At 69.2% G+C, this 24,102-nt stretch carries 32 protein-coding genes; 8 read left to right on the top strand and 24 right to left on the bottom strand.

Features of this window, described 5'->3' with window-relative positions; translation table 11 throughout:
- Window positions 1-37 precede the first annotated feature (37 nt).
- The 5 genes from ASE10_RS16665 to ASE10_RS16645 form a co-directional block, all read right to left on the bottom strand.
- The gene (locus tag ASE10_RS16665) at window positions 38-538 is read right to left on the bottom strand and encodes a hypothetical protein (protein WP_056305759.1); all 501 of its coding nucleotides are present in this window, start codon (window positions 536-538) and stop codon (window positions 38-40) included.
- A gap of 114 nt (window positions 539-652) precedes the next feature.
- Complete coding sequence (gene minE / locus ASE10_RS16660; RefSeq protein WP_055900993.1) at window positions 653-913, bottom strand: cell division topological specificity factor MinE; 261 nt, start codon at window positions 911-913, stop codon at window positions 653-655.
- Between the two features lie 2 nt (window positions 914-915).
- Window positions 916-1,725, bottom strand: coding sequence for a septum site-determining protein MinD (gene minD, locus ASE10_RS16655; RefSeq protein WP_055901526.1), 810 nt, complete (start codon window positions 1,723-1,725; stop codon window positions 916-918).
- Window positions 1,726-1,750: 25 nt separating this feature from the next.
- Window positions 1,751-2,524, bottom strand: a complete 774-nt coding sequence (gene minC, locus ASE10_RS16650) for a septum site-determining protein MinC (protein WP_055900990.1) — start codon at window positions 2,522-2,524, stop codon at window positions 1,751-1,753.
- On the bottom strand, window positions 2,521-3,135 hold the full coding sequence (locus ASE10_RS16645; RefSeq protein ID WP_055900988.1) for a GNAT family N-acetyltransferase: 615 nt from the start codon (window positions 3,133-3,135) through the stop codon (window positions 2,521-2,523). Before ASE10_RS16645 ends, minC begins: the two co-directional genes overlap by 4 nt.
- A 193-nt stretch (window positions 3,136-3,328) precedes the next feature.
- Between ASE10_RS16645 and ASE10_RS16640 the strand changes: the two genes are divergently transcribed.
- From ASE10_RS16640 to ASE10_RS16620, 5 genes are all read left to right on the top strand, one after another.
- Window positions 3,329-4,534 carry a sensor histidine kinase gene (locus ASE10_RS16640; RefSeq protein WP_055900984.1) on the top strand — a complete coding sequence of 402 codons (1,206 nt, stop codon included), beginning with the start codon at window positions 3,329-3,331 and terminating at the stop codon, window positions 4,532-4,534.
- A complete protein-coding gene (locus ASE10_RS16635; protein WP_055900982.1) occupies window positions 4,531-5,223 on the top strand; it encodes a response regulator transcription factor in 693 nt (230 codons plus the stop codon). The genes ASE10_RS16640 and ASE10_RS16635 overlap by 4 nt, the downstream gene beginning before the upstream one ends.
- Window positions 5,224-5,513: 290 nt before the next feature.
- The gene (locus tag ASE10_RS16630) at window positions 5,514-6,590 is read left to right on the top strand and encodes an SRPBCC family protein (RefSeq protein WP_055900979.1); all 1,077 of its coding nucleotides are present in this window, start codon (window positions 5,514-5,516) and stop codon (window positions 6,588-6,590) included.
- Between the two features lie 177 nt (window positions 6,591-6,767).
- The gene (locus tag ASE10_RS16625; RefSeq protein WP_055900976.1) at window positions 6,768-7,139 is read left to right on the top strand and encodes a DUF423 domain-containing protein; all 372 of its coding nucleotides are present in this window, start codon (window positions 6,768-6,770) and stop codon (window positions 7,137-7,139) included.
- 2 nt (window positions 7,140-7,141) lie between these two features.
- On the top strand, window positions 7,142-7,816 hold the full coding sequence (locus ASE10_RS16620; protein WP_055900973.1) for a DNA-3-methyladenine glycosylase: 675 nt from the start codon (window positions 7,142-7,144) through the stop codon (window positions 7,814-7,816).
- A gap of 119 nt (window positions 7,817-7,935) precedes the next feature.
- Here the strand turns inward: ASE10_RS16620 and ASE10_RS16615 are convergent, their stop codons facing one another.
- The 13 genes from ASE10_RS16615 to ASE10_RS16560 all read right to left on the bottom strand — a co-directional run bounded on the left by ASE10_RS16615 (window position 7,936) and on the right by ASE10_RS16560 (window position 15,399).
- Window positions 7,936-8,625: a methyltransferase domain-containing protein gene (locus ASE10_RS16615; RefSeq protein WP_055900970.1), complete on the bottom strand. Its 690-nt coding sequence runs from the start codon at window positions 8,623-8,625 to the stop codon at window positions 7,936-7,938.
- A complete protein-coding gene (locus ASE10_RS16610) occupies window positions 8,622-9,722 on the bottom strand; it encodes an acyltransferase (RefSeq protein WP_055900967.1) in 1,101 nt (366 codons plus the stop codon). The genes ASE10_RS16615 and ASE10_RS16610 overlap by 4 nt, the downstream gene beginning before the upstream one ends.
- Before the next feature lie 16 nt (window positions 9,723-9,738).
- Window positions 9,739-10,050, bottom strand: coding sequence for a hypothetical protein (locus tag ASE10_RS16605; protein ID WP_055900964.1), 312 nt, complete (start codon window positions 10,048-10,050; stop codon window positions 9,739-9,741).
- 76 nt (window positions 10,051-10,126) lie between these two features.
- Entirely contained in the window at window positions 10,127-10,612 is a 486-nt protein-coding gene (locus ASE10_RS16600; protein WP_055900961.1) for a hypothetical protein, read from the bottom strand.
- 15 nt (window positions 10,613-10,627) lie between these two features.
- The gene (locus ASE10_RS16595) at window positions 10,628-11,065 is read right to left on the bottom strand and encodes a GNAT family N-acetyltransferase (protein WP_200945820.1); all 438 of its coding nucleotides are present in this window, start codon (window positions 11,063-11,065) and stop codon (window positions 10,628-10,630) included.
- A 7-nt stretch (window positions 11,066-11,072) separates the two neighbouring features.
- Window positions 11,073-11,417: an NIPSNAP family protein gene (locus tag ASE10_RS16590; protein ID WP_235565779.1), complete on the bottom strand. Its 345-nt coding sequence runs from the start codon at window positions 11,415-11,417 to the stop codon at window positions 11,073-11,075.
- Between the two features lie 28 nt (window positions 11,418-11,445).
- Entirely contained in the window at window positions 11,446-12,246 is an 801-nt protein-coding gene (locus tag ASE10_RS16585; protein WP_055900958.1) for a M15 family metallopeptidase, read from the bottom strand.
- A gap of 9 nt (window positions 12,247-12,255) precedes the next feature.
- Window positions 12,256-12,801 (bottom strand): hypothetical protein, encoded by a 546-nt coding sequence (locus ASE10_RS16580; RefSeq protein WP_055900955.1) that lies wholly within the window; start codon window positions 12,799-12,801, stop codon window positions 12,256-12,258.
- Window position 12,802: 1 nt separating this feature from the next.
- Window positions 12,803-12,949 (bottom strand): hypothetical protein, encoded by a 147-nt coding sequence (locus ASE10_RS20370; protein ID WP_156087832.1) that lies wholly within the window; start codon window positions 12,947-12,949, stop codon window positions 12,803-12,805.
- Window positions 12,950-12,992: 43 nt separating this feature from the next.
- A complete protein-coding gene (locus ASE10_RS16575) occupies window positions 12,993-13,175 on the bottom strand; it encodes a hypothetical protein (protein ID WP_055900953.1) in 183 nt (60 codons plus the stop codon).
- Window positions 13,172-13,360, bottom strand: a complete 189-nt coding sequence (locus ASE10_RS16570) for a hypothetical protein (protein ID WP_055900949.1) — start codon at window positions 13,358-13,360, stop codon at window positions 13,172-13,174. The genes ASE10_RS16575 and ASE10_RS16570 overlap by 4 nt, the downstream gene beginning before the upstream one ends.
- A 3-nt stretch (window positions 13,361-13,363) precedes the next feature.
- The gene (locus ASE10_RS16565; RefSeq protein WP_055900946.1) at window positions 13,364-14,230 is read right to left on the bottom strand and encodes an SPFH domain-containing protein; all 867 of its coding nucleotides are present in this window, start codon (window positions 14,228-14,230) and stop codon (window positions 13,364-13,366) included.
- A gap of 251 nt (window positions 14,231-14,481) precedes the next feature.
- Window positions 14,482-15,399 carry a hypothetical protein gene (locus ASE10_RS16560; protein WP_055900943.1) on the bottom strand — a complete coding sequence of 306 codons (918 nt, stop codon included), beginning with the start codon at window positions 15,397-15,399 and terminating at the stop codon, window positions 14,482-14,484.
- A 106-nt stretch (window positions 15,400-15,505) separates the two neighbouring features.
- On the opposite strand from ASE10_RS16560, the gene purT reads away from it, so the two are divergent.
- On the top strand, window positions 15,506-16,705 hold the full coding sequence (gene purT / locus ASE10_RS16555; RefSeq protein WP_055900940.1) for a formate-dependent phosphoribosylglycinamide formyltransferase: 1,200 nt from the start codon (window positions 15,506-15,508) through the stop codon (window positions 16,703-16,705).
- A 48-nt stretch (window positions 16,706-16,753) separates the two neighbouring features.
- The gene (locus tag ASE10_RS20825) at window positions 16,754-17,242 is read left to right on the top strand and encodes a hypothetical protein (RefSeq protein WP_056305758.1); all 489 of its coding nucleotides are present in this window, start codon (window positions 16,754-16,756) and stop codon (window positions 17,240-17,242) included.
- Window positions 17,243-17,997: 755 nt separating this feature from the next.
- On the opposite strand, the gene ASE10_RS16545 is transcribed toward ASE10_RS20825, so the two are convergent.
- The 4 genes from ASE10_RS16545 to ASE10_RS16530 all read right to left on the bottom strand — a co-directional run bounded on the left by ASE10_RS16545 (window position 17,998) and on the right by ASE10_RS16530 (window position 21,274).
- Window positions 17,998-19,218 (bottom strand): endonuclease/exonuclease/phosphatase family protein, encoded by a 1,221-nt coding sequence (locus ASE10_RS16545; RefSeq protein ID WP_082559585.1) that lies wholly within the window; start codon window positions 19,216-19,218, stop codon window positions 17,998-18,000.
- A 178-nt stretch (window positions 19,219-19,396) separates the two neighbouring features.
- Window positions 19,397-19,834 carry a hypothetical protein gene (locus ASE10_RS19760; RefSeq protein WP_082559562.1) on the bottom strand — a complete coding sequence of 146 codons (438 nt, stop codon included), beginning with the start codon at window positions 19,832-19,834 and terminating at the stop codon, window positions 19,397-19,399.
- Window positions 19,835-20,087: 253 nt separating this feature from the next.
- A complete protein-coding gene (locus tag ASE10_RS16535; RefSeq protein WP_056306801.1) occupies window positions 20,088-20,417 on the bottom strand; it encodes a hypothetical protein in 330 nt (109 codons plus the stop codon).
- A gap of 113 nt (window positions 20,418-20,530) precedes the next feature.
- Window positions 20,531-21,274, bottom strand: coding sequence for an arginyltransferase (locus ASE10_RS16530; RefSeq protein ID WP_055900930.1), 744 nt, complete (start codon window positions 21,272-21,274; stop codon window positions 20,531-20,533).
- A gap of 141 nt (window positions 21,275-21,415) precedes the next feature.
- Here ASE10_RS16530 and ASE10_RS16525 point away from each other — a divergent pair, with 141 nt between their 5' ends.
- Window positions 21,416-22,051: an EF-hand domain-containing protein gene (locus ASE10_RS16525; RefSeq protein ID WP_157480989.1), complete on the top strand. Its 636-nt coding sequence runs from the start codon at window positions 21,416-21,418 to the stop codon at window positions 22,049-22,051.
- A gap of 149 nt (window positions 22,052-22,200) precedes the next feature.
- On the opposite strand, the gene ASE10_RS20820 is transcribed toward ASE10_RS16525, so the two are convergent.
- Entirely contained in the window at window positions 22,201-23,358 is a 1,158-nt protein-coding gene (locus ASE10_RS20820) for a sigma-70 family RNA polymerase sigma factor (RefSeq protein WP_055900927.1), read from the bottom strand.
- The gene (locus ASE10_RS20355; protein WP_157480988.1) at window positions 23,355-23,525 is read right to left on the bottom strand and encodes a hypothetical protein; all 171 of its coding nucleotides are present in this window, start codon (window positions 23,523-23,525) and stop codon (window positions 23,355-23,357) included. Before ASE10_RS20355 ends, ASE10_RS20820 begins: the two co-directional genes overlap by 4 nt.
- Window positions 23,526-24,102: the final 577 nt, after the last annotated feature.

Raw genomic sequence — 24,102 nt, 5'->3', positions numbered from 1 at the left:
GCGCGCTGCGCGGCGGCGCCGCGGTAGCAGTCGGATATCAGACGGTAATCGCCGGGGAAAGCGCCGGCAGGATCAAGCCGCGCCGCGCCGCATCGGCCAGGCCGCGCTCGTGCAGCCATTGCCAGGCCGTCTCGGCATCGTGCTCGACATAGGCGCGGGCCGAGCCCAGGCGGAAGGTGTAGCCCCATTCGTCCATGTCGGCGAGCACGCGCTCGCGGCCCACGCCGGGCAGGGCGTCGCCGAGCAGGCTTTGCAGCACGCACACCGCGTCTTCTTCCTCGACCGAATCGGTGGCGTCGGTGTGCACGGCGGCGCGGCGTTGCGGCGGCAGTACGATCAGGTGCGCGGCTTCGTGCAGCAGCGAATGCACCGGCGTGTCGGCGCGTGCGTACACGGTGCTGCCGATCAGTCCGGCTTCGCACTCGCCCCAGTAGCTGCCGGGAATGGCGTCGCCGTCGGCGACCCGCGACAAGACCAGGCCGTAGCGCGCGAGCAGCGCGGCGACGGCGTCGAAGTCGATGTCGGACAGGGTTAGCATGGGGCTAGGAAATAGTCGTTAGGAAATAGGAACTAGTAGAGGCACGGGGCAAGCTTTCGCCGCCAACTACTTGCTAGTTCCTAACTACTAATTCCTAGCTACTCGTTACTAGCCTTAAGCCGGGCTCGGGCGATCGGGCAGGGCCACGGAAATATCGAGCACGTCGTGCTCGCCTTCCTTGACCACGTCGACCTTGACCGACTCGACATCGACGTTGACGTACTTGCGGATCACTTCGAGCAGCTCGCGCTGCAGCATCGGCAAATACTCGGGGCCGCCGCGTCCGGCCCGCTCGTGCGCGACGATGATGCGCAGGCGGTCCTTTGCGACCGAGGCGGTCTGCTTCTTGGCCAGCAGGAAGTCGAACAGTCCCATGCTCAGCCTCCGAAGATCTTGCTGAAGAAGCCTTTCTTTTCCACTTGCACGAAGCGCATCGGACGGGTGTCGCCGAGCAGGCGCGCGACCGCGTCGTCGTAGGCCTGGGCGGCGTCGGATTCGGTTTCCAGGATCACCGGTTCGCCCTTGTTGGAGGCGTTGAGCACGTCGCCGGATTCGGGGATGACGCCGATGGTCTTGAGGCCGAGGATCTCCTCGACGTCGCCGACGCTGAGCATCTCGCCGGTTTCCACGCGCTTGGGGCTGTAGCGGGTCAGCAGCAGGTGTTCCTTGACGCGCTCGCCGTTCTCGGCGCGGCGGGTCTTGGACGCGAGCAGGCCCAGGATGCGGTCGGAGTCGCGCACCGAGGACACTTCCGGGTTCACCACCACCACCGCTTGGTCGGCGAAGTACATGGCCAGGAACGCGCCCTTTTCGATGCCGGCGGGCGAATCGCAGACGATGTAGTCGAAACCTTCGGCGATCAGATCGTCGAGCACCTTCTGCACGCCTTCCTTGGTCAGCGCGTCCTTGTCGCGGGTCTGCGAGGCGGCCAGCACGAACAGGTTGTCGAAGCGCTTGTCCTTGATCAGCGACTGCTTGAGCGTCGCTTCGCCGTTGACGACGTTGACGAAGTCGTACACCACGCGGCGTTCGCAGCCCATGATCAGGTCCAGGTTGCGCAGACCGACGTCGAAGTCGATGACGGCGACCTTGTGGCCGCGGCGGGCGAGGCCGCAAGCGACGCTGGCGCTGGTCGTGGTCTTGCCCACGCCGCCCTTGCCCGAGGTGACTACGATGATTTCGGCCAAGTTGTATTCCTCCAAAAGTGCGGCCTCAGTCCAGCGCCGCGATCATGATCTGTTCGTCTTCGAGCCAGACCTGCACGGCTTTGCCGCGCAAGGTCTTGGGGATGTCTTCCAGCACTTTGTAGTGGCCGGCGATGGCCACGAGTTCGGCATGGAACTCGCGGCAAAAGATGCGCGCTTGCGGATTGCCCTGCGCCCCGGCCAGCGCGCGGCCGCGCAGCGGGCCGTAGATGTGCACCGAGCCGTCGGCGATCACCTCGGCGCCGGCGCCGACCGCGGTGAGCACGGTCAGGTCGCGGTTTTCGGCGTAGATCTGCTGGCCCGAGCGCACCGGCGCTGACTGGATCAGCCCGGGCGCGGCGGCGGGCGCGGCGGCCTTGGCCGGTGCCGGAGCGGGAGCAGCCGCTTCCCGGCGCGCGGGCGCCGGCGCAGCGGCCGGCGGCGCGGATTCGTCGTCGCCGCGCTCGTACTGGGCGCGGAATTTCGCCAGCAACGGCAGGCCCAGGGCCTCGGACAGCCGCTCGGTCTCGCTGGTGCCGTAGGCCAGGGCCACCGGCAGCACGCCGGCGGCGCGCAGGCCGTCCAGCAGCGCCTGTGCGGTCGCGGCGTCGGGGGTGTGGCTGAGGCCGCCGAAGTCGATCACCACCGCGGCGCGGCCGAACAACTTGGGCGCGCGCTGCACGCGGCCGCGCATTTCCTCGATCAGGCGCGGCACGTCGAGGGTGCGCACGCGCAGGTTGGCGATGCCGACCTGACCGATCTTGAGTTCGCCGGCCTGTTCGTAATCCACCGCCACGCTCACGGACAGGTTCCCGTCGGGCGTTGCGCCAGGGAATCGTCGTGGGCGATGGCGACGCGCGGTCGGGTCAGCCAGGGCTGCTCGGGCAGCTGGTCGCCGTAGGTTTCGCGCACCCAGGGGTAGCTGCACAGCGGTTTCATCAGCATCGCCGCGCGCACGTCGGCCTCGGCCATGACGTGCTGGCCGACCTCGCGGAAGCCGAAGCTGCCGTGGAACAGCAGCGCCGGGTCGTTGCCGCCTTCCAGGAACACCTCGCAGGCCAGCTGCGGGTAGCGCAGCTCGGCATAGCTCTGAGCGTCGGCATAGAACGCGCGGCCGACGCCGCCGCCGCGACGGCGGCTGGCCACCACGATGCGGTCGATATAGAAGAAGTCCGGGTAGCGCTCACGGAACCAGCGGAAATTGCTGCTGTCGTGCTCGGAGTGACTGCCCATGCCGATCAAGAAGCCGGCCATGGTCCCGTCGCGTTCGGCGACCCGGAAATACTCGGCGTGGTCGAAGAAGTGACGCAGTCTCGCCGCATCCAGCGGCAGGATCGCGGGCCCGGCAGCATTGTTGAGTGCAAGGACGGAATCCAGCTCGTGCTCACGCACGTCGCGGACGACGATCGACATTCCGGGCTCCAGTATTCGCAAGCCGGCCACGAGATATGTGGCCGGCGGGCCGATTATCGCATGGCCGCCCCATCCCGGCGACCGCTGGGCGGACAGGGCGCCGGAATGCCGGATATGGCCGCTGGCGGGCGCCAGCGGCGTTCCATTACTTTCGGACGGCTCCGAGCGCAGCCGCAGCCGTTAGCATGCGTTCATGCTGGCGCGCCTCACCCACACCCGACTGCTGCGTTACGCCGGCCTGTTCACCTGGGGCCTGCTGGGCTGCTGGCTGCTGTCGATCTGGCTCGATCCGGGCTATTTCCAGGTCGAACCGGGCCAGTCGCTGGTGCCGGTCTACCTGCAGGTGCTGCGCTGGGTCGCGGTCTACCTGACCTTCGGCATCGTCTATTGGTGGATCACCCGTTCGCTGGGCGAGCGCCAGACCGGCATCGTCGACCATCTGCTGCTGCTGGTGCTGACCGGCTGCGCGATCGGGGTCAGCTACTACTCCAATACCGGCCTGGGCAGCGTGCTGTTCATGGTCATCGCCGGCCTGCTGCCCTGGATGCTGCCGCTGCGGGTGGGCATCGTCTGGCTGCTGGTGGGCAACCTGGCGATCACCCCGGTGTTCGTGCAGGCGCTGGACATCCCGCCGCTGGTTGCGGTGCTGCAGTCGCTGCTGTACATGGGCTTCTCCAGCTTCGTGTTCGTGACCGCGCTGGTCGCGCTGCAGCAGACCCAGGCGCGCGAGGAGCAGCGCCGGCTCAACGCGGAGCTGCGCGCCACCCGCGCTCTGCTGGCCGAAAGCGCGCGCATCAACGAGCGCACCCGCATTTCGCGCGAGCTGCACGATCTGCTCGGCCACCATTTGACCGCGCTGAGCCTGAATCTGGAGGTCGCCGGACATCTTTCCGACGGCCGCGCCAAGGAGCACGTGCAGCAGGCGCATACTCTGGCGAGGTTGCTGCTGACCGACGTGCGCGAAGCGGTGAGCCAGCTGCGCGAGAACGGCGCGATCGACCTGGCCGTGGCTCTGCGCCCGCTGGCCGAGAACGTCCCCGCGCTCGACATCCGCATGGACATCGAGACCCCGCTGACCCTCGACGACCCCGAGCGCGCCCACGTGCTGATGCGCTGCACCCAGGAAATCATCACCAACGCCGTGCGTCACGCCGGCGCGCGCCATCTCGACATCCAGGTGCGTCGCCACAACGACTGCATCGTGATGGACGCGCGCGACGACGGCCACGGCGCCGACAACCCCGTCTCCGGCAACGGCCTGCGCGGCATGCGCGAGCGCCTGGTCCAGCACGGCGGCGACCTGCGTATCGAAACCCGGCCGGAGGCGGGCTTCTGCCTGCACCTCACGTTGCCGGCCTCGGCGGCCGCGGCCGCCGCCTGTGAAGGAGTCACTGCATGACCCCCAGCTCCAGCAATGCCAGCGCCGATAACACCCGTCCCGCGCGCACCATCCGCGTCATGCTCGTCGACGACCAGACCCTGGTCCGCCAGGGCGTGCGTTCGCTGCTGGCGCTGGCCGAGGGCATCGAAGTGGTCGCCGAGGCCGGCGACGGCCGCCAGGCCGTAGAAATGGTGCCCCAGGTTCGCCCGGACGTGGTGCTGATGGACATGCGCATGCCGGTGATGTCGGGCCTGGAGGCCCTGCAGGCCCTGGCCCGCGCCGGTAACCTGCCGCCGACCATCATCCTGACCACCTTCGACGACGACCAACTGGTGCTGGCCGGGCTCAAGGCCGGTGCCAAGGGCTACCTGCTCAAAGACGTCTCGCTGGAACAGCTGGTCGGTGCGATCCAGGCCGTGGCCGACGGCGGTTCGCTGGTGCAGCCGGCGGTCACCCAGCGCCTGCTGTCGGGCCTGGAGCACATGCGCAACGATTTCGTCAGCCTGGACCGCCCGGACCCGCTGACCGAGCGCGAGACCGAGATCCTGCGCCTGATGGCCGGCGGCTTCTCCAACAAGGAAATCGCCAATTCGCTGGGCGTGGCGGAGGGCACGATCAAGAACCACGTGTCCAATATTCTGTCGAAACTCGGCGTCCGCGACCGCACCCGGGCGGTGCTCAAGGCCTTCGAGCTGCAGTTGGTCTGAGCGTAGTCCTGCCGGCCCGGCGCAGCGCGCCGGGCGTTCCCCCGGGCCGCGCGTAAGCGGCCCGTTCCGTTCCCGATCGGGGCGGCTCGCGGCGCGTTCGGCGCCCGCACCGAAACCGTGCCTAGCCGCATGTTGCGATTTCGCCCGGCGCCCGCGGCCCCGGGGCGCTCCGGCCCCGCTTGCCCGCATCGGCCGGTTGCAACGGATGACTGCCCGGGCCGCGGCTTCCTTGATACGATTGTGGGTCTGCGCCCCGGCCCGATCCGGGTCCCGGCCTTGGAGAAACCTGAATGACCCGTCTGATCGAGTTTTTGATTTCCCTGGCGATCGTCGCCGTGCTGTTCCTGGTCGTCGGCGTCGTGCTGCCGTCCAGCCGCCACCTGTCGCACTCGGTGGAGACCAACCGCAAGCTGACGATCGTGTTTGACACCTTGAACAGCCTGCACCGGTTCAAGGATTGGAACCCGCTGGTCATGAAAGACCCGAACATGCAGCTGAAGCTCGCCGGTCCGGAGTCGGGCGTCGGCGCGCGCCTCGAGTATTCCTCCAAGGAAAAGAACCTGGGCAACGGCAGCTGGGAAATCACCGCTTCCGAGCCGGGCAAGCGCGTCGCCTACAAGATCGACGACATCCTGCGCGGCAACAACAAGCGCACCGAATTCACCCTGCGTCCGACCGGCCGCAACAACCGTAACGTCGAGATCACCCAGACCTACGACGTCGAATACGGCTGGAACATGCTCGGCCGCTACTCCGGCCTGTACGTCAGCAGCAGCGTCGGCGAAGACATCAAGCTCGGCCTCTCGCGCCTGAGCAACATGCTCGCCGCGGTGCCGAACTACGACTACGCCGATCTGAGCAAGGACAACCCGGCCAACGCGCCGAAGTTCGTCCAGCGCGACGCCGAGAACCTGCTGATCGTCACCGCCGCCGTCGACCGTGACAACGCCAAGGTCCAGGCGCAGATGAACAGCAATATCGAGTGGATCAAGAAGGTGATGGCCGCCAACGGCCTGGAAGCCGCCGGTCCGGTGCGCATCATCACCAACGAGTTCGGCGCCGAAACCTATTCGTTCGACGTCGCCCAGCCGGTCCGCAAGATCGGCGAGACCGGTCCGGCCACCGAGCTGGCGGTCAAGGTCGAGGGCCCGGTCAAGGCCGTGTTCCTGGGCCCGGCCAAGGTCGCCGCGGTGCCGTTCAAGGGCCACATGGCCAACCTGCCGAAGGTCCGCGACGCGCTGCGCGCCTGGGCCATGACCCAGGGCACCGAGACCATCGACCGTCCGTACGAAACCTGGAAGGCCGGCATCGAGAAGAGCTTCACCGAGGAAGGCGACTTCGACGTGTACTGGACCATCAAGCAGTAAGCCGTCCAGGCAGCTCGCAATACGAAACGCGCCGCGGATTCCGCGGCGCGTTTTTTTTTGCTTCGTCCCGGAGGCGCGCCGGCGTCGAGCAGTGGGGCGGCGAATCGCAAGAACGGCCGCTTGCGGCACATGCGCCGCCTGCTATCGTGCCGACACGCACGAGCGGACACCCCACGCATGACGCCGTCCAATTCCACCTCTCTTCCTTTCACGCGCGCGCTGGCCGCCGCCGGTGCGGTGCTCGCCGCGCTCTCGGTCGCGCTGTCGGCCTACGCCGCGCACGTCGCCGATCCGACCGCGCAATCGCGCCTGCAGATGGCCGCATTGTTCGCGTTCGGCCATGGCATCGCCTTGGCTGCGCTCGCGCCCGGGGCCGCGCGCCGGCTGGCGCGGATCGCACTGGCCGCATTGCTGATCGGCGTGCTGCTGTTCGCCGGCGGTCTGGCCTCGGCGTATTTCTTCGGCACCACCACCCGTATGCTGCCGTTCGGCGGCAGCCTGATGATCCTGGCCTGGCTGCTGTACGCAGCCGACGCCGCGAGGCGCTGACGATGCCACGCCATGCCCGCGGCTTCGATACCCAGGCCGCCTACGCCCACCTCGCCAAGCGCGACCGCAAGCTCGGCGCCTGGATGAAGAAAGTCGGCACGCTCGGACCCGACCCGCGTTGGCGCAAGTCCTTCGATCCGGTCGACGCGCTGGCGCGCGCGATCCTCTACCAGCAGCTCAGCGGCAAGGCCGCGGCGACGATAGTCGGGCGGGTCGAAGCCGCGATCGCCAGCGACCGTTTCCATTGCGACACCCTGGCCCGTTGCGACGATGCCGCGATCCGCGCCTGCGGCGTGTCGGGCAACAAGCTGCTGGCGCTGCGCGATCTGGCCGCGCGCGAATCGCGCGGCGAGATTCCCGACCTGCGCCGCATGAGCGTGATGGACAACGACGCCATCGTCGCGGCGCTGGTGCCGGTGCGCGGGATCGGCCGCTGGACGGTCGAAATGATGTTGATGTTCCGGCTCGGGCGCGCGGACGTGCTGCCGGTCGACGACCTGGGCATCCGCAAGGGCGCGCAAGCGGTGGACAAGCTCGACGCGATGCCGACGCCGAAGCAGCTTGCCGAAACCGGCGAGCGCTGGGGACCGTACCGCACCTACGCCAGCCTGTATCTGTGGCGCATCGCCGACCTGGCGACTCCGAGCAAGACCGAGACCAAGCGTTCGCAGGATTGAGGCAGTACGCGATCGGCACGAGCGGCATGCGGTGACCGCTGCGAACCGCATCTCGCCCAACACGAAAACCTCGCAACCAAGGCCCCGGGCCGCGTCGCGGTCCGCGGCGCTCAGCGCCTCTACGGAACCCCGCGCTTCGCTTGCGCGATCAGGATCAGCGACGCCGGCTGGCCGGTACGCGGGTGGGTCGGTTCTTCCAGTTCGACGACGCGCAGGCCGCAGCGCTCGAGCAGGGCGAACCAGCCGCCCAGGGTGCGGAAGTACCAGGGCGCCGGATCGGCGAAGTCGCCGTCGCAACCGGCCCAGGAACCCGCGCGCCAGCCATCGGCATAAGGCAGCTCGGCACCGGCGGCCAGCGGATGCAGGGTCTGCACGATCGCGCGGCCGTCCTCGCCTAGCAGCGCGGGTAGTGCGCCCACCAGGGCTTCGACGTCGTACTCGCCGATCAGCGAGAAATTGCAGACCGCGACGTCGTAGCGCGCATCGAGCGCGCCTTGCGCGATCTGCGCATAGGACAAGTTCAGGTAGCGCTCGCCGGCGCCGGCCGCACGGGCGGCTTCGACCAGTTCGGCGATCGCGTCGACGCCGGTAACGTCGATGCCGTGCGCGCTCAGTGCGCGCGCCAGCCAGCCTTCGCCGCAGCCCAGGTCCAGGGCCTCGCGCGGCCGTTGCCGCAATACCGCCTCGACGATCGCGCGGTCGGTGATCAGGCGCCGGCTTTCGATGCCGCCGCTGCGTACGGCGCGGGTCCATGGCGCGGCATTGCTGCGCCAGGCCGCGAGCACCGCATCGTCGTGCGCGTCGCTCATTCGCTGCGCAGGCTCACGGCTGCGGGCCCCGCCGCCGCCGCGTCGGCGACGACCACCGGCGCGTGCGGGTCGGTGCGGGTGCCGAAGCGCGATTTCAGCCGCAGCGCCGGACGTTCGACCAGGAACCAGGACAGGGCCGCGAGCGTTGCCGCGATCAGGGTCGCCCACAAGGTGTTCATCAAGGGGCCGGTGCTGGGCGCGAAGTACTGCACCAACTGCTGTGAGGGCCAGCCGTAGAGGTAGAGGCCGTAGGACAGATCGGTGCGGCGGATCTGCGGCAGCCGCGGCACGAAGGCCAGGAACAGGGTGGTGTAGCTCAGGGCGACGAAATAGCCCAGGTAGTAGTAACTGCTGCCGCGCAGCAGCGCCGCCAGCACCAGCACCAGCGCCAGCAGCCACCAGCGCAGCGGCACGCGCTCGCGGTTGACCCAGGCCAGGCTGCCGGTCAGGAAGTAGGCGGTGCAGTACAGCCAGTTGATCTTCTCCGGCTTCAGCGCCTCGCCACCGTACTTCACGATGCCGGCGATCAGCAGCGCCAGGCACAGCAGGTTGAAGCGATTGCGCGGCAACAGCCGCAGCAGCCCGATCAGCGCCAGCCACAGGTACAGGCGCACTTCGATCGGCAACGACCACAGCGAGCCGTTGATGGCGTGGCTGGGCAGGGTCTCGAACACGCCGGGCAGGAAGTATTGGGTTTCGCGGGCGAGTAGGGCGTTCGCGCGCAGATAGTTCCAGACCTGCGGCGAACTCCAGTAGTCCGCGGCCGTGGTCAGTAGCGGACCGAGCACCAGCACCGTCAGTGCCACGCAGACGATCAGCGCCGGGAAGATGCGCAGCGCGCGCGCGGCCAGGTAGCTGGGCAGGCGATTGCGTTCCAGGCTCGCGGCGATCAGGAAGCCGCTGATCACGAAGAACATGTCGACCGCGATGCCGCCGGCGAACTTGATCTGCACCAGCTGCAGCAGCAGGTCCTGGCCGCCGCTGGCGGTGACCGCATAGCTGTGGCCGTAGATCACCAGCCAGGCCGCGAACAGGCGGATCAGGTTGAAGTTGTTGTCGGGCTGGGCGTGGCCTTCGGCCAGGGTGCGCGGCGTCATGGAATCGGCACGGCGCTCATTCGCCGAACAGTTCGTCGGCGTTGCCGTGCACGTACTCGTGCAGGTCCGAAGGTGCGCCTTGGTGCAACAGCAGGTCCGGCTCGGCCGAGAAGGTCAGCACCGGCGTGATCGTGGTGCCTTCGACCTCGAACGGCGCGCTGGCGTCGATCAGGCAGGCGAGGTCGAAGCCGATCGCGGTGGTCAGCTCGCGCACCTGCTGCGACGGCAGCGCCGCCTGCTCCAGACGCTCTTTGATCGCGCGCAGCAGTTCGTAGCTGAAATAGGCCTGCCACTCGTCGTACTGGTTTTCGTCCTGCTGGAATTTCATGCCGGATCCTGGCGGGCGAAGCGGGTTCGGCGCATTGTGCCCGAACCGGGCCGGCCCATGCCGCGTGCGCGGCGGGTTACTCCAGCCGGTTCCAGGCCGCGCGCAGGACGATGGCCGCGACGCCGAACAGGCCCAGCGCCACGCAGGCCAGGTGCAGCTGGTCCACCGAGATCCAGCGCAACAGGGGATTGGCCGGCGACAGCGGCCAGACGGGTTGCAGGTCGGAGTGCATGATCGCGTCCAGCAGCACATGCGAATAGGCGCCGAGCAGGGCGCCCGCGAACGAGGCCGGCCAGGTGAACGGCGCGTGCGGGATGCGCAGCCAGCGCAGGCAGGCGGCGCTGATCGGCCGCCCGATCGCGCCGGCGAGCAGCCCGATCGGCAGCGCGCCCCACACCGTATGCGTGGGCCCGTGCAGCACCGGCCAGCCGCGCAGGATGCCGAGCAAGGGCTCGATATCCATCAGCACCTGCGCGCCGCCGAACACCATGAAGCTGAAGCGGCGGCCGCCGATGACCTTGAACGCGAGACCGGGGCCGAGGTGGATCGGGGTAAAGGGCATCGGCGGCCGGCGTTTTCAGTCGGTGCCGTCCAGCGGCAGGGCGATGGCCAGCATCGGCGCCTCCTGGCCGCCCAGCGCCGCGTACAGGCCGCGTGCGGCGGTGTTGTCGAACTCGGTGGCGACCCAGGCCTCGCTGCAGCCCAGGGCCCGGCCGTGCACGAGCAAGGCGGCCATCAGCTGCCTGGCGATGCCGCGGCGCCGCAGCGCGGCGGTCACGCCGACTTCGTTGATCCACAGCGTCGGCGGCTTGTCGGGATGCACGTAATGCAGCGCCGAGGCCATGCCGACGACCTCGCCGTCGAGCAAGGCGACCGCCAGGTGATGGCGCGGATCGGCGAAGAACTCGCCGGCCCAGCGCGGGTCGATCGGCTGGTCGAACACGTCCGCCGCGACCCGTTCCAGCACCGCGATCTCGTCGCGGCCGAGCAGGCGCACCTGCGGCGCGGCGCTCACGTCGCGCTTACTCCATCACCGGGCGGAAGAAGCTGCGCTCGTAGCTCAGGAAGCAGCGCGTGTCTTCGTAGTAGCGCATCGCGGCCTGGCATTCGGGATCGCCTGCGGCCTGGGTCCGGTAGGTTTCGTAGGCCGCCAGCGACGGGAACGAGAACAGCGCCAGGGCGATATTGCTGCGGCCTTCGCCGGGCAGGAAATAGCCGTGGTGCTTGCCGCCCAGGCGCTCGACCAGCGGGATCCACATGCGCGCATAGGTTTCGAACTCGGCCAGCTTGGCCGGATCCAGCACGTAGCGCAGGTAGCAGGTGATCAAGACGAAGCTCCAGAACGGCGCGTGGCGCGGTCCGGCCATCCTAGCGTGGCTCCGCCGTCGCGGGCGGTCAGGGCGCCGCGTAGCGCCAGTGCCAGGGCTCGTAGACGATGCCGTGCGGGTTGTCGCGGGGATAGCTCATCGCGAAGCCATAGCCGCCGGCCTGGGCCCGCAGCCAAGCGAAGGCGGCGGTGCTTTCGAAGGATTCCTCGGCCGGCGGCTGGTCGGGCGCGCCGATGTCCAGGGCCAGGCCGGAGTGGTGTTCGCTGTAGCCGGGCGCGGCGTTGACGGTGAGGATCTGTTCGACGTCCAGGCCGCGCGCGAGTTTGCGTTCGAAGATGCCGAGTTGGTAGTCGTGGCTGCGATAGCCGGAGATGGCCTCCAGCACCACGCCGTCGCGCAACGCGGCTGCGTGCAGGTGGGTCCAGGCGCGCGCGGCCAGCGGATGCAGCCACAGCGGGCGGCGGTAGCGGTCGTGGCCGGCGAAGGCGAGGCGGTCGGGTTCGGCGACCAGGCTCAGGCCGGTGCGTTCGCCGTAGCCGTGGTCCAGTCCGAGCGCGTGCAGGCGTTCTTCGAGCCGGTCCAGCGGCAGTTCGCGGACCCGTTCCAGGCCGGCGCGGCGTGGCGTCGCAGCGTGTTCCAGCGCGTCCAGGGCTTGTTCGAGACCGGGTTCGTGGCGCAGCCGCTGCACCAGCGGCAGCAGCCCCTCCGGCAGGTCGGCGGCGAGGTACTGGCCGTCGCGCTTGCGCCGCAGCACGTGGCGCGCGCGCGCCAGGGCGCGGGCGTCGTGGTTGCTGCGCGCACGCAGCAGGCCGGCCGGCCAGAGTTCGATCTCGGGCGTGTTGATCAGTACGGGAATGACGCCGCGCATACGCGCAGGTTAGCGGGAGCGGCGGCGTCGCGCTACGTCGTTGAGCGCATCGAGCAGGGCTTGCGGCTGCTCCAGCGACAGCAGCAGCGAGGGGCCGTCGCCGCGCTCAGGCAGCCACAGCACGCGCCGGCGCTGGGTCAGCAGATAGAAGGCCTTGCGCCAGCGGTCGCGCATGCGGAACCAGCCGGCCTGGTAGCCGGGCAGGGAGGTGCCGAGAGTCTTGATCGAGGGGCGCAGGCCGGTGTGTTCGTCGAGGTTGACGATGCGCGCGCGCTCCAGGTCCAGCGCCGCGATCTGCACCCGGCAGGTGTGCGGTCCGGCCTTGACGGTGAGCTGGCCGGCTTCGAGTTCGACCGCACGCCGGCGCGCGCCGAGCCAGATCAGGCCGCCGACCAGCACCAGCGTCGGCACCGCGATCCACAGCAGCTGGACGACGCTCGGATCCTCGCGTGCGCGCAGCAGCGCGAACGCGATGCCGAGCACCGCCAGGCCCAGCGAAATCGCCGGCACCAGCAGGGCGCGCCGGCCAGGCGCGGAGACGGCGTAGCTGCGCATGTCAGCGCAGCTGCAGCACGACGCCGGCCATCAGCGCGGCCGCGGACAGCGCCAGCAGCGCGACCGTGGCCAGCCGGGCCGCAGGCGTCGGACGGGCATCGCCCTGGCGCGGATAGCGGCGTTCGATCAGCTTGATGATGTGCAGCATGAGGGGCTCCCGGTTGGGGCTGGCGAAGGTTCGGCGCCTGCGTTCAGGCCGGCTTCTTGAAGTACAGCCGATGGGTCGAACTGTTGGAATCGTAGGCCACCGTGACCAGCTCCCAGCCCTGCGCGCCGCGCTTGCCGAGTTCCTCGCGGATGCGATCGGCGGCCGAAGGGCCGAACAGTTGCAGGCCGATTTCGCTGAGCAGGTAGTTCCATTGCGTGTGGCTCATGGTTCGTTTTCATCCGTGCTGGGTGGAGTGGTCCGGTCGGGCAGGCGACCGGCCTTGCGCAGGGCATCGCGCAGGGCGTATTCGATCTGTGCGTTGAGCGAGCGCAGCTCGTCGTCGGCCCAGCGCTGCGCCGCGGCCAGCACTTCGGCGTTGATGCGCAGCGGGTAGGCTTTCTTCTCGGCCACGGTTCAGTAGAGCGTGCCGGTGTTGACGACCGGCTGCACACCGCGGTGATCCGAGCACAGCACGATCAGCAGGTTGCTGACCATCTGCGCCTTGCGTTCTTCGTCCAACTGCACGGTGCCGTGTTTCTGCAGTTCCTCCAGCGCCATCTCGACCATGCCGACCGCGCCGGCGACGATGCGCGTGCGTGCGGCGATCACCGCGTTGGCCTGCTGGCGCTGCAGCATGGCCTGGGCGATTTCCGGGGCGTAGGCGAGGTGGCTGATGCGCGCGTCGACCACCTGCACGCCGGCATCGGCCAGGCGCTCGGCGAGTTCGTCCTTGAGGTGCTGGGAAATCTCGGCGGCGTGGCTGCGCAGGGCGAGCTGGCCTTCCTCGTGCTGGTCGTAGGGATAGCTGGTGGCCATCGCGCGCAGCGCCGACTCGGACTGGATGTGGACGAAGCTCTCGTAGTCGTCGACGTTGTAGACCGCTTCGGCCGAATCGACCACCTGCCAGACGATCACCGCGGCGATCTCGATCGGACTGCCGTCGAGCTCGTTGACCTTGAGCTTGCCGCTCTCGAAGTTGCGCACGCGCTGGCTGATCTTCTTCTGGGCGAAGAAGGGGTTGTTCCAGCGCAGGCCGTTGTCCTTGACCGTGCCGATGTACTTGCCGAACAGGCTCAGCACCGCGGCCTGGTTGGGCTCGACCTTGTACAGACCGGTCAGGCTGAAGAAGGCCAGGATGCCGATCAGGATCGCGGCGCCGATCTGCAGGTCGGACTTGGCCGCCAGGCCGCCGACGAACAGCCAGAACACGAAGGCGCCGACCAGCAGCAGGAGCAGCAGGATCGGAATACCGGGCAGGGAACGGGTCGGGTTCTCTTTCATGGCGCGTTCTCGGGTCCTGGTTGAGTTCGAGGTATTGATATCAAAATGATATCAGTCGTCGCAAGATATTTCGGACGGACGGTAGATCGTTCGCGGCGCTGCCTCGGGGGCTGGGACGCCGCGGACCTGGCCCGATGGCGTTTTTAGGGCGCCCCGGCGCGCTGCGCAGGCCAGACAGCGGCCTGGGATCGCGGGTGGGTCAGATCGGGTCGGGCGTGCCGGCGCCTAGCCGCAGGCCGAACCGGCAGGGCTCAGGGCGTGATTCGGTACAGCGGCGCCGGGACGAACTCGCCGGTCGCGTACAGGCTGCGGCCGTCGGTGGCCCAGCCCAGGGCTTCGGCCTGCGGCAGCCAGGGCAGGGCGGTGATCTTGGGCGGCTCGGCGACCGCCGCGCCCCAGCTTTGGCCGCTGCGGCGCGGGTACAGCAGCAGGTAGCGGTAGGTCATCACCGCCAGGGTGCGGCCATCGGTCGAGACGTCGGCGGCGGTGACCTGGCTCTGCAGGCGCGCGGTGCGCGGCTTGCGCTTGAGCGCCTCCTCGCTGGGCTGCGGCACCCCGGCCAGGGCGCCGCTGCGGTGCGCGGTGAGCAGGCCGGTGTCGGCCGGGCGCAGCGGCAGGGTGAACAGCTCCGGCGGCTGGCGCTTTTTCGAGATCAGCAGGATGCGGCCGTTGGCGGCGTCGACCGCGACGGCCTCGCAGTCGCGCGCGCCGTCGGGCCAGCGGAACGCGATCGACCAGGCCGGGCGCAGTCGCGCGTTTTCGAGCGTGGCCGGTTCCTCGACCACGTGCAGCTGCAGGCTGCGGCGCAGGCCGCCGTTGTCGCCGGTATCGGCGATCAGCAGATAGTTGCGGCCGTCCAGGCGGAACGCGGCGATGTCTTCCCAGTCGGTCTTGGTCACGCCCTCGATCCGGAACGTGGCCAGCCGCTCGCCGTCGTCGGAGACCGCGAACAGGCGCTCGGGGTTGCCGCCGTCGTCGATCATCCACAGCACGCCGGGGTGCCGGCGCGAGGCGGCCAGGCCGCTGATCTCGTCGAGCTGGCTGTCGATCAGCATGCCGCTGAGCTCGCTGCCGGGTTCGCCGGCTTCATGGCGCGCGCAAGCGCCCACCGCGGCTAGCGCGGCGGCAAGAACGACGGCGCGCAGCGGTAGCGGCACGGAACGCGGCATGCCCACAGCATCGCATGCAGCGCGCATGCCGACATAGGTCCGGACCCGCTGGGACGTGCGGAAAGTTAGACTAGCGTCAGCCTACGGCCCCACTCCAGGAACGCGCATGATCACGCTCGGTACGCCTTTGTCCCCGCACGCCTTCCGCGTGCTGCTGCTCGGTTCGGGCGAACTCGGCAAAGAGGTGGCGATCGAACTGCAGCGCTTCGGGGTGGAAGTGATCGCCGCCGATCGCTACGCCGATGCGCCGGCGATGCAGGTCGCGCATCGCAGCCACGTGCTCGACATGCTCGACGGCCAGGCCGTGCGCGCCCTGATCGCGGCCGAGCGGCCGCACCTGATCGTGCCGGAGATCGAGGCCATCCACACCCAGACCCTGGTCGAGCTGGAGCAGGAGTTCGCCGAGCGCGGCACCCACACCCGGGTGATACCGACCGCGCGCGCCGCGCGCCTGACCATGGATCGCGAGGGCATCCGCCGCCTGGCCGCGGAAACCCTGGGCCTGCCGACCTCGCCCTATCGTTTCGTCGACACGCTCGACGACTACCGCAGCGCCGTCGCCGCGATCGGCCTGCCGTGCGTGGTCAAGCCGGTGATGTCGTCCTCGGGCAAGGGCCAGAGCCTGGTGCGCAGCGCCGACGATGTCGACAAGGCCTGGGACTACGCCCAGACCGGCGGCCGCGCCGGCGCCGGCCGGGTCATCGTCGAGGGTTTCATCGACTTCGATTACGAGATCACCCTGCTGACGGTGCGTCACGTCGGCGGCACCACCTTCTGCGCACCGATCGGCCATCTGCAGCGCGACGGCGACTACCGCGAAAGCTGGCAGCCGCAGGCGATGTCGACCCGCGCCCTGGCGCGAGCGCAGGGCATCGCGCGCGGCATCACCGACGATCTCGGCGGCTGGGGCGTGTTCGGCGTCGAGCTGTTCGTGAAGGGCGACGAGGTCTGGTTCAGCGAAGTCTCGCCGCGCCCGCACGACACCGGCCTGGTGACCCTGGTCTCGCAGGACCTGAGCGAGTTCGCGCTGCACGCGCGCGCGATCCTCGGCCTGCCGATTCCGACGATACGCGAACACGGTCCGTCCGCGTCCTGCGCAGTGCTGGCGCAGGGCCACGGCGTGCCGGTGTTCAACGGCGTCGACGCCGCGCTGAGCCAGGCCGACACCCAGTTGCGCCTGTTCGGCAAACCGCGCGTGGAAGGCCAGCGCCGGGTCGCGGTGACCCTGGCCCTGGGCGAGGACATCGACGGCGCCCGCGAACAAGCGCGGCGCGCGGCCTCGGCACTGGACATCGAACTGCGCTGAGCGCATCCATCCTCAATCGAAACAAAGATCCTGACAGGGGGATCGGCAATGGAAGAATCCCGAGGCTACGCTGTATTCCTATTCCCGCAGGCGCTGGAAGCCCTGGGTGAGGCGATCCGGCCCTATCTGCTGGACGGTCCGGCCGGGCCGCACGTGCTGTGCCGCGAAATCGACACGGCGGGAGCGCTGATCGAAATGACCCTGGAGATGCAGACCAGCGAAGGTCGGCCGGTGTCGCTGGAACTGATGGTGCCGACCAGCATGGTGCGCATGATCGTGTCGGCGCGCAGCGACGAGGCGTTCGGCTTCGGGCCGCGGACGGAGCATGCGCCGTATGCTGCAGCGGCGGTGGTGGTGCCGGTGGCGACGCCTGCACCCGCTGCGCCCGCGCCTGCACCCGCTACGCCGGCGCCGGCGCCGGTCGCTCCTGCAGAGGTGCCCACGCCGGCGCCGGCGCCTGCTGCTCCTGCGCCGATGGCGGCGCCAGTGCCTGCGGAGGCGGATGCTGGCTCGGCGAAGCCGAAGCCGGCGGGGTGATGCCGACGCGGTGGGAGTTGCGAGGGTTGCGCTAGCGAATCAATCTGCGGCCCGCGCCGGCTTTGGGGTAGGAGCGGCGTAAGCCGCGACCGCGAACTTCGTCTGCTGCCTGAGTTTCGCTCCGGATCGGCTTCGCTTGCGTGCCACTTTCTCTTGTCACTCGCTTTGGGGTAGGAGCGGCGTAAGCCGCGACCGCGACCTCCGTCTGTTGGCGGGGTTTCGCTCCGGGTCTGCTTCCTGTGGGAGCGGCGTAAGCCGCGATCGCGAATTCCGTTTGCTGCGTTGGTTTCGTTCTTAAGCAACAGCTTCCGCCYGCTGCGCRTGCGGGTCACTTTCTCTTGCTAGCCCAAGAGAAGGTAACCAAAGAGAAGGGCTTACCTTGACAACCCTCCCTTGCGGGTTCGGAGCTTGCGCGGTGATTTTTCGAAGGAACATCCTGTTCCTCGAAAAACGGCGCGCGTCCTGCGCGCCGCCCTTCGGGTCTACGGTTGCTCGTCGTGGTGCGGCTCAATGGGTTTCAATGCCGCGGCAACGGCAACGGCAACGGCAACGGCAACGGCAACGGCAACGGCAACGGCAACCGCAACGGCAACGGCCACTGCCATAAGGCGCAACCACGACCGCGGCCGCGGCGACCCGCGTGGTCTTAGTCGTCATCTGCTTGCAGGTGAGGATCCCGTTGCTTCAGCGAGATCCGCCGACCGAGCCGCTATTCCCGGCGCAAGCGCTCACGCGCGTCGCAGTGCGCGTGGAAATCAACGCACGCCCAGATCGACCCAAACCAGATGATGATCGCTGCCGTCTGCGATCGCGGCATCGGCGCTTTCGCGTGCCGGCCAGAACACGCCGGAATCGCGTAGGCCCAATTCGCGCGAAGGCAGCACGTAGTCCAATCGCAATGTCCCGGCCTTGGGCCCGAAATCGCCGGTATGCGTGGCGGTATCGCCCTTGCGCGGTAGGCCGTAGTCGGCCGCGCGCTGCGGGGCGCCGTCGCTGCGCGGCACGTGGCTGGCATCGACGCGCGGGTGTTCCAGCAACTGCGCGATCGCGCCGCGCGCGCCGTCGCCATCGATGGGATCGGCGTTCATGTCGCCCAGGATCACGAACGCGGCGTCGCTGGGCAGGCCGCCGCAGCGGCCGCGGTCGTCGCACAGCCAGGGCTTGTCGCCGGGCGACAGGTATTCCGCCCAAAGCCTGATCTCGTCATGGTTGCGCGCGCCGTTGCGGTCCTCGGGGCCGTCGAACACCGGTGGGGTCGGATGCGAGGCCAGTACATGGATCAGGCCCAGCGGCGTGCGCACCGGCACGTCCCAATGCGATTTCGACGACAGCCGCAGCTGCGACCAGATCGGCGCCGGGTACCAGGGCGAGCCGCTGGCGGGATCGCGCGGCTCGCGCGCGCCGGGCAACGCGCTCCACTTCAGCAGTTGGAAGCTGCGCACCTGGGCACTGTCGATCGGATAGCGCGACAGCACCAGCATGCCGTACTGGCCCGGGTGCAGGCCGTAGCCCCAGGCATCGTTGCCGCGGGCGCGGCCGTCGCCGCCGATGCGGCCGTCGTGGTCCAGGTCCAGGCCGCTGGGCACGCCGGTGTTGACCGGCGCGAGGTAGCGGTAGGGGTAGCGCAAGGGTTCGCCGCCGTGCTGGGCGACTTCGAGATAGCGCTGCTGGAACAGGTCGGCGGCGCGGCCGTCGGCGTCGTAGTCGAATTCGTTGAGCAGGACCACGTCCGGGCGTGCGCGCTGCAGCACGGCGGCGATCTTGCGCGCGCCGGCGTCGTCGGCTTCGAGGCGGCGCACCAGGCCGCCGTCGGCGTCGTCGTAAAGCGAGGTGTTGTAGGTCGCGACGCGCAGCGTGGCGGTTGGGCTCATGGGTTCGGCCGCCTTGGGATCGCCGTGGACCTGGACGCGCACGCAGCCGGCGGCGAACGCGGCGAGCAGGACGAGGGAGATCAGAGCAGGGTGTCGGTTGCGCATGGCGCGCATGATGGCATGCGCGCGTGCGCGGGCGGTGACAGGCCGTTTGCCGCGCCTGGCCGATGGCCGGAGTCGGCCGCGCACGCGGCGGGCGGCGACAAAGAATCGGCCGCAAACAATCGGCCGAAAAAAAACGCCCCGGCGAACCGGGGCGTCGGGTCGAGCGATGCAACTGGTCTTACAGGGTGCAGCCGAACGCGCTGAACTGGGTCTTGGACTGGGCCAGCGCGGTCGAGCAGGCCTGGGCCAGCGAAGCCTTGGAAGCCGGATTCGCGGCCGCCTGCTTCCACGCGGTGCGGCTGGAATCCAGGCCGGTCTGGAACATCGCACGCTGCTCGGCCGGCACCTTGTCGGCCAGGCAGGCGGAGACCTTGGTCAGGTAGTCGTCGCACTCGGGGATGCCGACGCTGTCGGCGGCGGCGACCGGAGCAGCGGCATCGGCAGCGGCCGGGGCGGCGGCAGTGTCAGCGGCGGGTGCTGCGGCCGGATCGGCGGCGGCCGGGGTTTCGGTGGTGGCCGCGGGTGCGGCGGTATCGGCCGGCTTGTCGGCCGGCTTGGTGCAGGCGGCCAGCGCCAGGGTGATGGCGGCGGCAAGAATCAGAGCGGTGTGCTTCATTAAATATCCCCATAAGAGTGGTAGGCGGCGGCTCCATGCCAAACACAGTGCCGATTCGGTCGTGCGAAGACGACGGGCCACTAGGTACACGAGTCGGCAGGACTCTGTGTTAGCGACTCGTAAAGCCGCCATGCGCGACCGCCCGATGTCGAGGGGACAATCGGCATGTCGACCGCGAGCGCATACGGCTGTCGTGCGGACATCGGCGACCGACATTGATGCGTGATCGTGCTGCTCGCGCCGGCCGTCGCGATCACATCGCGCAGCCGTAGCGCGCGTATTCGTCCTTGGCCTGTTCCTGTGCGATTGCGCAGGCCTGCGGCAGCGCGGCGCGATGGGTCGGGTTGGCGGTCGCCTCCTTCCATGTCGCGTATTCGGCGGACACGTCGGTGCGCAGTTGCAGGCGCCGGGCTTCGGGGACTTTTTCGTTGATGCAGGTCGCGACTTTGGCCAGGTATTCGTCGCACTGCACGACGCCGATCGCGTCGTCGATTTTGCCGCCGCTGCCGCTGGCGGACGAGCAGGCGGCGATCAGCACAGTAGCGGCCGCGGTGGCGGCCAGGTTCCAGGGTCGGGCATTCATGGCGATGGCTCGCAGCAAGTCGAGGGGCGCGGGATCCGTCGCCGCGTCGCATCCGGCCGACGCCGCTGAGCGCGCGCCTATGCCGAATTCCATGCCTATGTAAAGGAACGCGGTTACAGCCTGATGAAGTCGTGCGCGTCCAGGTCGCGCCACTCGTGGCCGTCGAAGCCTTCCAGCGGGCGATAGCGGCGCTTGTAGTCCATCTTCGGGTGGCCGGCGATCCAGTAACCCAGGTACAGGTGTTCGCGGCGTTCGCGCTTGGCCCATTCGAGCTGGCGCAGGACCGCCAGCGTGCCCAGGCCGCGATCGGCCTCGTCGGGTTCGTAGAAGGTATAGACCGCCGACAGCGCGGTCTCGACCACGTCGGTGACCGCGACCGCGAGCAGGCGGCGATGCTCGCGCAGTTCCAGGAAGCGGCCTTCGCTCCAGCTGCCGATCAGGAATTGGTCGAACTCCGCCGCGCCGTGGCCGTCCATGCCGCCGCCGGCATGGCGTGCGGCCAGATAACGGCGGTACAGCGCCAGGTGTTCTTCGCTGCGTTCGGCGGGGCGCACGCGCATTTCGACGTCGGTGTTGCGCGCCAGGCAGCGGCGTTGGCTGCGGTCGGGCTGGAAACGGTCGACCGGGATGCGCACCGCCACGCAGGCGCGGCAACCGGCGCAGTGCGGGCGGTAGACGATGTCGCCGGAGCGGCGGAATCCCCAGCCCAGGGCGTGCGGGTACCAGTTGCGCAGGCGCGGATCGCGCGGGTCCAGCACCAGGTCGCGGGCGACGCGCTCCGGCCAATAGCCGCAGGCGTGCTCGCCGGTGTGGAACAGGCGCAGGTCCTCGCTTTCAGGCTGCGGTTGGGTGCCCATAACGTGAGCATAGCGCCGTCGCGGGGCCGCCGCGCGTGGTCTTTTCGTTCATGTTCCGGTGCAGGTCGTGTCAACCGAGCGCGGGCCGGGGCGTTGACCACTGCATCGGCGCCGCCCGGCGCTCAAGCAGGAGCCACCGCAATGAAACGTTCTACCTTGCTGGTCGCCGCGCTGGCGGCCGCTGTCGCCGGCGCCGCGCTGGCCGCGCCGCAGGACCCGGGTACCGGCCGTCCGGCGCGCCCGTCGCTGGACAGCAACAAGGACGGCGCGATCGATCGCAGCGAAGCCGCCGCGATGCCGCGTCTGGCCGAGAAATTCGACGCCCTCGACAAGAACGGCGACGGCCGCCTCAGCGCCGACGAGCGCCCGTCCCGGCACGGCCACGGCGGTAAAGGCGGCGAGCGCGGCCACCGCGGCGGCATGGGCGGGCTGATCTCCGCCGACCTCGACGGCGACGGCCGCATCAGCAAGGCCGAGGCCGCCAAGCTGCCGATGATCGGCGACCAGTTCGCCCAGATCGACAGCAACCGCGACGGCTACGTGGTGCGCAGCGAACTGCGGGCCTTCCACGAGCGCGAGCGCCCGCAGCGCGAAGCCGAGCGCGCCAAGCGCTTCGACCAGCGCTTCGCCGAGGCCGACCTCAACCACGACGGCAAGCTGAGCAAGGTCGAGGTCGGCGAGAAGATGCCGTACCTGGCCAAGGCCTTCGCTTTCATGGATGAGGACCGCGACGGCTACCTGACCCGCGACGACCTGCGCCACGGCCCGCATCGCTGAAGCCTGGCCGTTCGCACCACCGTTTTGCGTTGCACCCGCGGTACCCAGCAGTAATGGAAGGTTTGCCCCTCCAGATTCCCGTGCCGCGTCCAGCGGCACGGGTTTTTTTTGCGCGGCGCCTCCATGCCGGCGACCGTGGTGGAGCGGCGTTAGAGCCGGCCGGATTCGATCAGGCCGAAGATCAACCCGCCCAGGCCGCAGCCTATGCCGACCACCACGCCGATCCAGGACTGGATGCGCTCGCATCGCCGCCGCCGCATCGCCGCGGCCGGATCGCGCTGCGCTTCCTGCGCGTGCCGGCGGCGCAGGATGCGCGGCTGCACGACCGCGGTCTGCCATAGGACCACGGTCATGAAGACCAGGGTCGCCACGGTCGGCCCGAGCCAGCCGCGGGTGTAGTGGCTCGCCAGCAGCAGCGCCACGACGAAGCCGATCGAGACCAGCGCGCAGATCACCGCGCTGCGGATCAGGGCGGTGCGCTCGGCGTCGTCGATCGCGCCCTTGAGCTGCTTGCGCAGGCTCAGGTAGATGCCGGCGAACGCGGCCACCATCGCGAAGGCGATGCTGCCGGCCGCGCCCAGCACGACCTGGCCCAGGGTCTTGGCGCCGGCGGCCGCGCCGGCGCCGAGCAGGCCGGCCGCGGCGGCCGGCGGGCTGGCGATCGCCAGCGCGGTCGCGACCATGCTGGTGAACGCGACCGAGGGCGCGCTGTCGAGGGCGAAGCGGCCGAACCGCGCCAGCAGCTCCGCGCGCACCGTGGCGCGCGCACGCGACAGGCGCTTGCGCACCGCCGCGTCGCTGAGCCCGAGCAGGGTCGCGACCTGTTGCGAGCTCTGGCCTTCGCGGTAGTACAGCAACAGCACTTCGCGGCTGTCGTCGGGCAGGGCCGAGATCAGTTCCACGGCCATGGTCTGGCGTTCGTCGTCGAGCAGTTGCTCGCAGGGGTTGGGATGCGGATCGGCCGCGGCTTCGATCGCGGCGTCGACATCGTCCACGCCGCGCGGCGCGCGGCGCTGGCTGCGCAGATGGTCGCGGGCGAGGTTGCGGGTGATCTGGCGCAACCAGGGCAGGAAGCTGGACGGGCTCTGCAGCCGGCGCAGGTTCTGCCAGGCGCTGAGAAAGGCCTCCTGCGCGATGTCCTCGCTGGCCGGCACGTCGCGCACGATCGCCAGGGCGATCGCCGTGACCGAGTTCTGGCAGGACGCGACGATGCGCGAATACGCGGCACGATCGCCCGCAGCCGCGGCGTGCAGGTCGGCGTCGATGCTGGTGAGCAGGGCGTCGGCGGTGGGCAGGGTGGCGTTCAATGCAGGCAGCTCAGGCAGGCGTGCAGGTCGGCGACGGTCGGGCGGCCGTCGAGCGCGCCCAGGATAGCGAGTGCGGCGGCGATCGCGGCGGCGCTCAGCGGGCCGAGGGCGTCGAGGACGGCGGAGAGGGCGAGGCAGGCGCAGGCGAGTAGAGAAGGGGTCGTCATGGCGGGTTCGGGCTGGGGTGCCTGGACCGGGACGCGCGTAGGCGGTAGATGTGACCGAGGGTGGCGCTGGCGCTCCGGGCCTCGGCTTTGGGGTAGGAGCGGCGTGAGCCGCGACCGCGAACTCCGTCTGCTGGCGGGGTTTCGCTCCGGGTCTGCTTCCTGCTTCCTGTGGGAGCGGCGTAAGCCGCAATCGCGGATTCCGTTTGCTGCGTTGGTTTCGTTCTTAAGCAACAGCTTCCGCCCGCTGCGCGTGCGTGCCACTTTCTCTTGCCATCCGCCTTGGGGTAGGAGCGGCGTGAGCCGCGACCGCGACCCTCGGCTGCCGCGCTGGCTTCGATTCGGCTTGGCTTCGCTTTCTGCTTTCTGTGGGAGCGGCGTGAGCCGCGATTGCGAATTCCGTTTGCTGCGTTGGTTTCGTTCTTAAGCAACAGCTTCCGCCCGCTGCGCGTGCGCGCCACTTTCTCTTGCCACCCGCCTTGGGGTAGGAGCGGCGTGAGCCGCGACCGCGACCTTCGGCTACCGCGCTGGCTTCGATTCGGATTGGCTTCGCTTTCTGTGGGAGCGGCGTAAGCCGCGA

Origin of the sequence: Lysobacter sp. Root76, assembly GCF_001428685.1 — a bacterium.
In the GTDB taxonomy this organism is placed as follows: Bacteria; Pseudomonadota; Gammaproteobacteria; order Xanthomonadales; family Xanthomonadaceae; genus Lysobacter.
The sequence above is the reverse complement of the archived record's forward strand: the minus strand, read 5'-3'. Positions and strand labels throughout refer to the sequence as shown.